Annotated in this window: 9 protein-coding genes; 1 reads left to right on the top strand and 8 read right to left on the bottom strand. The window is 70.0% G+C overall.

Going from position 1 to position 10,974, the window contains the following annotated elements; genetic code table 11:
• From JWQ91_RS09930 to uvrA, 8 genes are all read right to left on the bottom strand, one after another.
• The coding region (locus JWQ91_RS09930; protein WP_297783063.1) for a triose-phosphate isomerase at positions 1–347 on the bottom strand (347 nt) is incomplete at its 3' end.
• 1 nt (position 348) lies between these two features.
• Positions 349–1,554, bottom strand: coding sequence for a phosphoglycerate kinase (locus JWQ91_RS09925; protein ID WP_297783060.1), 1,206 nt, complete (start codon positions 1,552–1,554; stop codon positions 349–351).
• Between the two features lies 1 nt (position 1,555).
• On the bottom strand, positions 1,556–2,560 hold the full coding sequence (gap, locus tag JWQ91_RS09920) for a type I glyceraldehyde-3-phosphate dehydrogenase (protein WP_297783057.1): 1,005 nt from the start codon (positions 2,558–2,560) through the stop codon (positions 1,556–1,558).
• Between the two features lie 72 nt (positions 2,561–2,632).
• On the bottom strand, positions 2,633–3,616 hold the full coding sequence (gene whiA / locus JWQ91_RS09915) for a DNA-binding protein WhiA (protein ID WP_297783054.1): 984 nt from the start codon (positions 3,614–3,616) through the stop codon (positions 2,633–2,635).
• 39 nt (positions 3,617–3,655) lie between these two features.
• A complete protein-coding gene (yvcK, locus tag JWQ91_RS09910) occupies positions 3,656–4,597 on the bottom strand; it encodes a uridine diphosphate-N-acetylglucosamine-binding protein YvcK (RefSeq protein ID WP_297783051.1) in 942 nt (313 codons plus the stop codon).
• A gap of 26 nt (positions 4,598–4,623) precedes the next feature.
• Positions 4,624–5,487 carry an RNase adapter RapZ gene (gene rapZ / locus JWQ91_RS09905; RefSeq protein ID WP_297783048.1) on the bottom strand — a complete coding sequence of 288 codons (864 nt, stop codon included), beginning with the start codon at positions 5,485–5,487 and terminating at the stop codon, positions 4,624–4,626.
• Between the two features lie 27 nt (positions 5,488–5,514).
• Positions 5,515–7,464, bottom strand: coding sequence for an excinuclease ABC subunit UvrC (uvrC, locus tag JWQ91_RS09900; protein WP_297783045.1), 1,950 nt, complete (start codon positions 7,462–7,464; stop codon positions 5,515–5,517).
• Positions 7,465–7,473: 9 nt separating this feature from the next.
• Positions 7,474–10,338 (bottom strand): excinuclease ABC subunit UvrA, encoded by a 2,865-nt coding sequence (gene uvrA / locus JWQ91_RS09895; protein ID WP_297783042.1) that lies wholly within the window; start codon positions 10,336–10,338, stop codon positions 7,474–7,476.
• 197 nt (positions 10,339–10,535) lie between these two features.
• On the opposite strand from uvrA, the gene JWQ91_RS09890 reads away from it, so the two are divergent.
• A partial coding sequence (locus JWQ91_RS09890) for an MBL fold metallo-hydrolase (protein WP_297783040.1) occupies positions 10,536–10,974 on the top strand: 439 nt, incomplete at its 3' end.

The following is a 10,974-nucleotide window of genomic DNA, read 5'->3' as shown; positions in this document are numbered from 1 at the left end:
GCGTCGGACTCCGCATGGTGCTCCCGACGCTCCGAGTGGCCGACCACGACGTAGGAGCAGCCGAGCTTGGCCAGCATCGCGGCGGAGATCTCACCGGTGTAGGCGCCCCCATCGTGCTCGGACACGTCCTGCGCGCCGTAGCCGATCGCCAGGTGGTCGCCGTCGACGAGCGTCTGGACGCTGCGCAGGTCGGTGAACGGCGGGAGCACGACGACCTCGGCCTTGTCGAAGTCGTGCTTCTTGTCCTGCAGCGTCCAGGCGAGCTTCTGCACCAGGACGACTGCCTCCTGGTGGTTGAGGTTGGACTTCCAGTTGCCGGCCATGAGTGGCTTGCGTGCGGAGGCCATGTCAGTTCCCTTCACGCTGCTGTTGATCGAGGACGGCGAGACCCGGGAGCGTCTTGCCCTCCAGGTACTCCAGGCTCGCCCCGCCACCGGTGGAGATGTGCCCGAACTGGTCGTCGGAGAAGCCGAGCTGGCGCACCGCCGCGGCGGAGTCGCCTCCGCCGACGACCGACAGGCCGTCGACCTCGGTGAGCGCCTGCGCGACGGCCTTCGTGCCGGCCGCGAACGACGCCATCTCGAACACGCCCATCGGGCCGTTCCAGAACACCGTCCGCGAGCCGCGGATGATGTCGGCGAACGCCGCGGCGCTGTCCGGGCCGATGTCGAGGCCCAGCTGGTCGGCCGGGATCGCGTCGGCGGCCACCGTCGAGGCGTCCGCGTCCTTGAACTCCGGCGCGACGACGATGTCCGTCGGCAGCACGAGGCGTACGCCCTGGTCGGCGGCCTGCTGGATGTAGCCGCGGGCGATCTCGAGCTGGTCCTCCTCGAGCAGCGACGTGCCGACCTCGTGGCCCTGGGCCTTGAGGAAGGTGAAGACCATGCCGCCACCGATCAGGAGGTTGTCGGCCTTCGCGAGCAGGTTGTCGATGACGCCGAGCTTGTCCGACACCTTCGAGCCACCCAGCACGACGGTGTAGGGCCGCTCGGGGTCCTCGGTCAGGCGCTTGAGCACCGTGACCTCGGCCTCGACCAGACCGCCGACCGCGGCGGGCAGCCGGGTCGCGATGTCATAGACGCTGGCCTGCTTGCGGTGCACGACACCGAAACCGTCGGAGACGAACACGTCGGCGAGGGCCGCAAGCTTGTCGGCGAACGCGCCGCGCTCGGCCTCGTCCTTGCTGGTCTCCCCCGCGTTGAAGCGGACGTTCTCCAGCACCGCGACCTCACCGTCACCGAGGTTCGCGGCGACACGCTGGGCCTCGGGCCCCACGGTGTCGGACGCGAACTGGACGGGCGCGCCGAGCAGCTCGCCGAGGCGCTCCGCGACCGGGGCCAAGGAGTACTTCGCGTCGGGCGCGCCGTCCGGGCGACCCAGGTGCGCGGTCACGAGGACGCGCGCACCGGAGTCGGCCAGCAGCTTGATCGTGGGGACACTCGCGCGCACGCGGCCGTCGTCGGTGATCGTCGCACCGTCGAGCGGCACGTTGAGATCACTGCGGACGAGGACGCGCTTGCCGCGCAGGTCGCCGAGGTTCGAGACCGTCTTCACGTCAGAGAGTGGCGCCGACGTGCACGACGAGGTCGGCGAGGCGGTTGGAGTAGCCCCACTCGTTGTCGTACCAGCCGACGACCTTGACCTGGTCGCCGATGACCTTGGTCAAGCCCGAGTCGAAGATGCACGACGCGGGGTCCGTCACGATGTCGGCCGACACGATCGGGTCCTCGGTGTAGACCAGGAAACCCTTCATGGCACCCTCCGAGGCCGCCTTGACGATCTGGTTGACCTCCTCGACCGTGGTCTCACGCGAGGCGGTGAACGTCAGGTCGGTCGCCGATCCGGTGGGCACGGGGACGCGCAGCGCGTAGCCGTCGAGCTTGCCCTTGAGCTCGGGGAGCACCAGGCTGACGGCCTTGGCGGCGCCGGTCGACGTCGGGATGATGCTCAGGTTGGCGGCGCGGGCGCGACGCAGGTCCGAGTGCGGGGCGTCCTGCAGGTTCTGGTCCTGCGTGTACGCGTGGATCGTCGTCATCAGGCCCTTCTCGATGCCGAGCGCGTCGTTGAGCGCCTTGGCCATCGGAGCGAGGCAGTTGGTCGTGCACGACGCGTTGGAGATCACGGTGTGCGCGGCCGGGTCGTAGAGCTCGTGGTTGACGCCCATGACGATCGTGACGTCCTCGTTCTTGGCGGGCGCCGAGATGATGACCTTCTTGGCGCCACCGTCGATGTGGGCCTTGGCCTTCGTCGCGTCGGTGAAGAAGCCGGTGGACTCGATGACGATGTCCACGCCGACGCTGGCCCAGTCGAGCTTGGCCGGGTCGCGCTCCTCGAAGGCGACGATCTTCTGCTCGCCGACGTAGATGGACGTCTCGTCGTACGTGACGTCGGCGTCGAGGCGACCGAGGATCGAGTCGTACTTGAGCAGGTGGGCGAGCGTCTTGTTGTCCGTCAGGTCGTTGACGGCGACGATCTCGATGTCAGCCCCGGCGGCGCGAGCCGCGCGGAAGAAGTTGCGGCCGATGCGGCCAAATCCATTGATGCCTACGCGTACGGTCACGGGGAACAGCTCTCCTGCGGGATCGGGTGGGTAACGCATCCACCCTACCGAGTGACGCCGGCCACCGGCGAGTCACCCGTCGGCGAGACTGTCCTCGCCCAGGCTCGACTCCGTGTCGGGCACGCCGAGCTCCTCCGCGCGCTTGTCCGCCATGGCCAGGAGGCGGCGGATGCGGCCCGCGATGGCGTCCTTGGTGAGCGCCGGCTCGTGCAGCTGACCGAGCTCCTCGAGGCTTGCCTGCCGGTGCTCGACGCGGAGCGTGCCGGCGAGCTTGAGGTGGTCGGGGACCTCGTCGCCGAGGATCTCCAACGCGCGCTGCGCCCGGGCACCGGCGGCGACCGCCGCGCGGGCCGAGCGTCGCAGGTTGGCGTCGTCGAAGTTGGCCAGCCGGTTGGCGGTCGCGCGGACCTCACGGCGCATGCGCCGCTCCTCCCACGCCAGCAGGGACTCGTGCGCGCCGAGCCGGGTCAGGAGCGCGCCGATCGCCTCGCCGTCACGGATCACGACCCTGTCGATGCCGCGGACCTCGCGGGCCTTGGCGCTGATGCCGACCCGGCGGGCGGCGCCGACGAGCGCCAGGGCGGCCTCCGGGCTGGGGCAGCTGACCTCGAGCGCCGACGAGCGGCCGGGCTCGGTCAGCGAGCCGTGGGCCAGGAAGGCCCCACGCCAGGCGGCGACGGCGTCGCACGACGAGCCGGACACGACCTGCGGCGGCAGTCCACGGATCGGACGGCCGCTGCCGTCGATCAGGCCGGTCTGGCGGGCCAGGGCCTCGCCGTCCTTGGAGACGCGCACGACGTAGTGGGTGTCCTTGCGGATGCCGGCGTTCTGCATCACGAGGATCTCGCTGTCGTGGCCGTAGATCTCGGCGACGTCCTTGCGCAGGCGGCGGGCCGCACTGCCGGTGTCGAGCTCGGCCTCGACGACGATGCGTCCCGAGACGATGTGGAGCCCGCCGGAGAAGCGCAGGATCGACGAGACCTCGGCCTTGCGGCAGCACGACTTCGTGATGGTGGTGTTGGCCAGCTCTGCCTTGACCTGGGCCGTCATCGCCATGCGGCAGATCTCCCTTGCCTCGTGAAGTGTCCCGTCACCCTACGCCTGTCTCATGACGTGGCCGAATGCGGCTGCGAGCCGTCCCGGGTCGTGCTGGTCCGATCCGGACGTCGTCGCGACCTCGCTCACGAACAGGCGTGCACCGAGTGATCGAGCGGTCGCTTCCAGCGTCCCACGCCTGTCAACGAGGCTGGGGTCGGCGATGACGGCGTCGAGCCCCAGCTCGGGTGCGTGGGCCGCGAGCACCTCGAGGTGATCGGTGGGGCTCAGCCCCTCGGTCTCCCCCTCCTGCTCGGTCAGGTTGAGCACCAGGACGCGCTTGGCGGTCGTGGAGATGAGGGCGTCACGCAGGCCCGGGACGAGCAGCGTGGGCATGACGCTGGTGAACCAGGAGCCCGGGCCGACGACGACCCAGTCGGCGGCGGTGACGGCCGCGACGGCCTCGGGGCACGCCGGCGGGTCACCCGGGTCGAGCCGCACCGTGACGACCTGCCCGTCGACCGAGGCCACCTCGACCTGGCCGCGGACGGCCGAGAGCCGGTCCGGCGCCGACCACAGGCGCACGTCCGCCTCGATGTCGAGCGGGACCGTCGCCATCGGCAGCACCCGGCCCTGCGCGCCGAGGAGCTCCGCGACGAGGTCGAGGCCGGCGACGTGGTCGTCGACCTGGTCCCAGATCGCGGCGATCAGCAGATTGCCCATCGCGTGGTCCTTGAGGGGCCCGTCGCCGGTGAAGCGGTGCTGGAGGATGCCGGCCCACGTGCGTCCCCACTCGTCGTCGCCGCACAGCGCGGCCAGCGCCATCCGCAGGTCCCCGGGCGGGAGGCCGCCCAGCTCGGCGCGCAGCCGGCCCGACGACCCGCCGTTGTCGGCGACCGTCACGACCCCGGTCAGCTCCGTCGTCAGCCGCCGGAGCGCGGACAGGCTCGCCGCCAGCCCGTGCCCCCCGCCCAGCGAGACGACCTTGAGATCGCCCTCCAAGCGTTCAACCGGCTCGGGACGTGAGATCACTCTCGCCCCAGGTCGCGGTGGACGACGAGCGTGCGGACGCCCTGCGCTCGCAGCCGTTCGGCGAATGCCTCGGACATCGCGACGCTGCGGTGCCGGCCCCCCGTGCAGCCGATCGCGATCGTCAGGAAGTGCTTGTCCTCGCGGAGGTAGCCGTCGGTCAGCAGTGCGACCAGGCGTTCGTACTGCTCGAGGAACTCCTCGGCCCGCGGCTGGCTCAGCACGTAGTCACTGACCGAGTCGTCGAGCCCGCTGAGCGGCCGCAGCTCGTCGACCCAGAACGGGTTGGGCAGGAACCGCAGGTCGGCGACCATGTCGGCGTCGATCGGCAGGCCGTACTTGAAGCCGAACGACATGACGGAGGCGCGCAGGCCCCCGGAGTCGGGGTCCTGGAACGCCGCGTGGATGCGCTGGCCCAGCTGGTGGACGTTGAGGTTGGTCGTGTCGACCACGATGTCGGCGCGACCACGGATGCGGCGCAGCAGCTCCCGCTCCCGGTCGAAGCCGTCCATCAGCCGGCCCTCGAGGCTCAGCGGGTGCGGGCGGCGGGCGGCTTCCTGACGCCGCACGAGGACCTCGTCGGCCGCCTCGAGGTAGAGGATGCGGGTGCTGACGCCCTGGTCGCGCAGCACCTCGATCGCCTCGTCGAGGCCCGCGAAGAACTCCCGGGACCGCGCGTCGACGACGACCGCGAGCCGGTCGATGTCATCGGACTTCTGCACCGTCTCGACCGCTGCCGACAGCAGGTCGGGCGGCAGGTTGTCGATGACGTAGTAGCCGGTCTTCTCCAGCACCTTGGCCGCCGATCCGCGGCCGGCCCCGGTCATGCCGGTCACGAGCACGAGCTGGGTCAGGGTCGTCAACGGCCTTCTCCTGTCACTGGTGGCCGCTCACGGGTCGAGGATCTCGCCGGTCGCGGTGTTGATGGTGGGTGCCTGCTCACTGCCGTCGCCGGTCGCGAGCGCCTGCACGATGGATTGTGCCGTAGCCGCGCCGATGCCGGGCACGGAGGCGATCTCCTCGGCCGATGCGGCCCTCAGCTTCTTGACCGAGCCGAACGACTTGAGCAGCGCCTTGCGCCGGGTCGGGCCGAGTCCCGGGACGGGGTCGAGGACGCTCTCGATCATCGACTTGCTCCGCCTGCCCCGGTGGTGGGTGATTGCGAAGCGGTGCGCCTCGTCCCGCAGTCGCTGCAGGAGGTAGAGGCCCTCGCTGGTGCGCGGCAGGATCACCGGATCGTCCTCGTCGGGGAGCCACACCTCTTCGAGGCGCTTGGCGAGCCCGACCAGGGCGACGTCGGTGACGCCGAGAGCCTGCATCGCCTGATGCGCCGCCTGGACCTGCGGCGGGCCACCGTCGACGACGACGAGGGACGGTGTGTAGGCGAACCGCCGGGGCTTGCCCGTCTCCGGATCGATGCCCGGCCCGTCCTCGTCGTTGTCCTCCCGCGCCCGGAGCAGCTGGCTGAAGCGACGGGTGATGACCTCGTGCATCGCGGCGACGTCGCTCTGCCCCTCGTTGCGGATCGTGAACCGGCGGTACTCGGACTTGCGGGGCAGTCCGTCCTCGAACACGACCATCGAGGCGACGGTCTCGGTCGCGCCGAGGTTGGAGATGTCGTAGCACTCGATGCGCAGCGGCGCCGTGGCCAGGTCCAGCGCGGCCTGGATCTCCTCGAGCGCGAGGCTGCGGGCCGTCAGGTCGGAGGTGCGCTTCATCTTGTGCCGCATCAAGGACTGCTTCGCGTTCTGCTCGACGGTCTCCATGAGCCGGCGCTTGTCACCGCGCTGGGGCACCCGGATCGTCACGGGCCCTTCGCGGCGCTCGCTGAGCAGCGCGGTCACGGTGTCGACGTCGGCCGGCATCGTCGGGACCAGCACGTCGCGAGGGATCGCCGAGGCGATCGCGTCCTGGTAGAGCGTCATCAGCGCGGTCTGCACCAGCTCGGGGAAGGACGCCTCGTCGGCCTTCTCTGCAACCCAGCCCCGCTGCCCGCGGATCCGCCCTCCCCGCACCGAGAAGATCTGCACCGCGACCTCGAGTGGGTCCTCGACAAATCCGAGGACGTCCGCGTCGGTGCCGTCGCCGAGGACGACGGTCTGCTTCTCCAGCACCCGCCGCAGGGCGCCGAGGTCGTCCCGCAGCTTGGCCGCGAGCTCGTACTCCTCGTTGTCCGAGGCCGCCCGCATCCGCTCCTCGATGCGCTTGGTGAACCCGGCCGTCTGCCCGCCCATGAAGGCCATGAAGTCGTCGACGATCGCGCGGTGCTCATCGGCGCTGACCCGGCCGACGCAGGGGGCGGCGCACTTGCCGATGTCGCCCAGCAGGCACGGTCGGCCGATCGCCTTCGCGCGGCGGAACACCCCCGCCGAGCACGACCGCATCGGGAACACCCGCAGCAGTGTGTCGACCGTGTCGCGGATCGCCCAGGCGTGGCCGTAGGGGCCGAAGTAGCGCACGCCCTTGCGCTGGGCGCCGCGCATCACGGTGACGCGGGGGTACTCCTCGCCGACCGTCACGGCGAGCCACGGATAGGACTTGTCGTCGCGGTACTTGACGTTGAAGCGCGGGTCGAACTCCTTGATCCAGGAGTACTCCAGGGCCAGCGCCTCGACCTCGGTCGTCACGACGGTCCACTCCACCGAGCACGCCGTCATGACCATCTGCTGCGTGCGCTGGTGCAGGTTGTTGATGTCCTGGAAGTACGAGCTCAACCGTGGGCGCAGCGACTTGGCCTTGCCGACGTAGATGACCCGCTTCTCGGCGTCACGGAACCGGTAGACGCCCGGATCTGTGGGGATCTCCCCCGGCGCCGGTCGGTACGTTGCGGGATCTGCCACCGACCCAGCCTACGAGCTCGTGAGCAGGGACTTGAGGTAGCGGCCCGTGTGGCTGTCCGGCGCGGCCGCGATGTCCTCGGGCGTGCCCTCGGCGATCAGCAGTCCACCGCCGCTGCCACCTTCGGGCCCCATGTCGAGCACCCAGTCGGCGCTCTTGATGACGTCGAGGTTGTGCTCGATGACGATGACCGAGTTGCCGGTGTCGACGATGCGCTGCAGGACGCCCAGGAGCTTGCGGATGTCCTCGAAGTGCAGGCCCGTCGTCGGCTCGTCCAGGACGTAGACCGTGCGGCCGGTCGAGCGCTTCTGCAGCTCGGCGGACAGCTTGACCCGCTGGGACTCGCCACCCGACAGCGTCGTGGCCGGCTGGCCCAGGCGGACGTAGCCGAGCCCCACCTCGACCAGCGTGCGCAGGTGCCGGGCGATGACGTTGTGGGCCTCGAAGAAGTCGACGGCCTCGTCGATCGGCATGTCGAGCACGTCGGCGATCGTCTTGCCCTTGAAGTGCACCTCGAGCGTCTCGCGGTTGTAGCGCGCGCCGTGGCACACCTCGCAGGGCACGTAGACGTCTGGCAGGAAGTTCATCTCGATCTTGAGCGTGCCGTCGCCCGAGCACGCCTCGCAGCGGCCACCCTTGACGTTGAACGAGAACCGGCCCTGCTGGTAGCCGCGCATCTTGGCCTCGGACGTCTGCGCGAACAGCTTGCGCACGTGGTCGAAGACGCCGGTGTAGGTCGCCGGGTTGGACCGCGGGGTGCGGCCGATCGGCGACTGGTCGACGTGGATGACCTTGTCGACCTGGTCGAGGCCGTCGATCGCGCGGTGCCGGCCGGGGATCGTCCGGGCACCGTAGACCGTGCGCGCGAGCTGCGTGTAGAGGATGTCGTTGACGAGTGTCGACTTGCCGGAGCCCGAGACCCCGGTCACCGCGACGAGCATGCCGAGGGGGAACGCCACGTCGATGTCGCGCAGGTTGTTCTCCTTGGCCCCGCGGACCCGGAGCTCGCGGCCCTTGACGGGCTTGCGCCGCTTGTCCGGCAGCGGGATCGACTTGCGGCCCGAGAGGTACTGGCCGGTCAGCGAGTCCTTGCTGGCGTAGAGCTCCTTGACGGGGCCCGACACGATGACCTGTCCGCCGTGCTCGCCCGCGCCGGGGCCGATGTCGACGGCCCAGTCGGCCGCCCGGATCGTGTCCTCGTCGTGCTCGACGACGATCAGGGTGTTGCCGAGGTCCCGCAGGCGGATCAGCGTCTCGATCAGCCGCTGGTTGTCGCGCTGGTGCAGGCCGATCGACGGCTCGTCGAGGACGTACAGGACGCCGACGAGGCCGGCACCGATCTGGGTCGCGAGCCGGATGCGCTGCGCCTCGCCACCGGACAGCGTGCCGGCGGGGCGGTCGAGCGCGAGGTAGTCCAGGCCGACGTCGAGCAGGAAGCGGAGCCGCTCGTTGATCTCCTTGAGGACCTGCTCACCGATCTGGCTCTCGCGATCGGTCATCTCCAACGACCTCAGGTAGTCGGCCGCCTCGCGGATCGACAGGGCACACACCTCGGCGATGTTCTTGGGTCCGTGCTCGGTGGAGCTCAGCGTCACGGCCAGGATGACCGGCTTGAGGCGCGCGCCCTTGCAGACCCGGCACGGGACCTCGCGCATGAAGCCCTCGAAGCGTTCCTTGCTGGTCTCCGACTCGGTCTCGGCGTGCCGGCGCTCGAGGTAGGTGATCGCGCCCTCGAACTCGGTGTAGTAGGACCGGACCCGGCCGTAGCGGTTCTTGTAGCGGACGTGCACCTTGGTCGAGTGCCCGCGCAGGATCGCCTCCTGCACCTCGTCGGACAGGTCGCCCCACGGGGTGTCGGCGCTGAAGCCCAGCTCGTCGGCGAGCGCGCCGATCAGGCGGGAGAAGTAGTCCGACACATGGGCCGAGGCCCACGGCACGACCGCACCGTCGTTGAGCGACTTGGCGTCGTCGGGAACCACGAGCTCGGGGTCGACCTCCATCCGGGTGCCGAGGCCGTGACACTCGGGGCAGGCGCCGAACGGGGCGTTGAACGAGAACGAGCGCGGCTCGAGCTCGTCGACCGCGAGCGGGTGGTCGTTGGGGCACGCGAGCTTCTCGGAGAAGCGGCGGGTGCGGTGCTCGTCCTTGGGGTCGAGGTCGACGTAGTCGATGATGACCAGGCCGTCGGCCAGGTTGAGCGCGGTCTCGATCGACTCGGTGAGCCGCTGCTGCTGGCTCTTCTTGACCTGAAGGCGGTCGACCACGACGTCGATCGTGTGCTTCTTCTGCTTGGCCAGCTTGGGCGGCTCGTCGGCGAGCATGTGCACCTCGCCGTCGACGATCGTGCGGCTGAAGCCCTGGGTCTGCAGCTGGCGGAACAGCTCGAGGTACTCCCCCTTGCGGCCACGGATGACCGGCGCGAGGACCTGGAACCGGGCGCCCTCCTCACCGGCCAGGATGCGGTCGACGATCTGCTGCGGGGTCTGCCGGGCGATCGGCTCGCCGCACTCGGGGCAGTGCGCGCGTCCCGCGCGGGCGTAGAGCAGGCGGAGGTAGTCGTAGACCTCGGTGATCGTGCCGACCGTCGAGCGCGGGTTGCGGCTCGTGGACTTCTGGTCGATCGAGACCGCCGGCGACAGTCCCTCGATGAAGTCGACGTCGGGCTTGTCCATCTGCCCGAGGAACTGGCGCGCGTACGCCGACAGCGACTCGACGTAGCGGCGCTGCCCCTCGGCGAAGATCGTGTCGAATGCCAGCGACGACTTCCCGGAGCCGGACAGGCCCGTGAACACGATCAGGGAGTCCCGCGGAAGATCGAGCGAGACGTCCTTGAGGTTGTGCTCTCGTGCGCCGCGGATGACGAGGCGATCAGTCACTGGCTCCCCTGAGAAAATCGGTGGTGTCGAGGGCAGGATTGTGCCCCACGTCATCGTAACGACGGGGCCTGACAGTTTCTTTCCGAGAACGGGGTCGGGCCCGTCACACCTGCCCGGGTTGCGGTGCGCCGGCGTCCGCATCTCGGCCGACCGTGGATGCCAGCGCACCGCTTCAGCGGTTCTGGCAGGGTGGTCCCATGACGTACACCGGAGAAGTCGAGGTCGGCGGGCCGGCCGACGTGCAGCCCGCGGGCGACCTGCAGATCACCAAGATCGCGGTCGGCGAGATGAACAACAACGCCTACCTGCTGCGCTGCGTCCTGACCGGCGAGCAGGTCCTCGTCGACGCCGCGGCCGAGTACGACCGCCTGCTCGAGCTGATCGGCGTGGACGGACTCGCCCGGGTCGTCACGACCCACCGCCACGGCGACCACTGGCAGGCGCTCGCGAGCGTCGTCGAGCGCACCGGCGCCGAGACCGTCGCGGGCGAGAAGGATGCCGATGAGCTCCCCCTGCCGGTCGACGTCCGCGTCCAGACCGGCGCCCGGGTCCGGGTCGGCTCCTGCGAGCTCGAGGTCATCGAGGTCGAGGGCCACACACCCGGCTCGATCGTGCTGGCGTACGACGACCCCGACG

Origin of the sequence: Aeromicrobium sp. (genome assembly GCF_025965075.1) — a bacterium.
Classification (GTDB): domain Bacteria; phylum Actinomycetota; class Actinomycetes; order Propionibacteriales; family Nocardioidaceae; genus Aeromicrobium.
The sequence above is the reverse complement of the archived record's forward strand: the minus strand, read 5'-3'. Positions and strand labels throughout refer to the sequence as shown.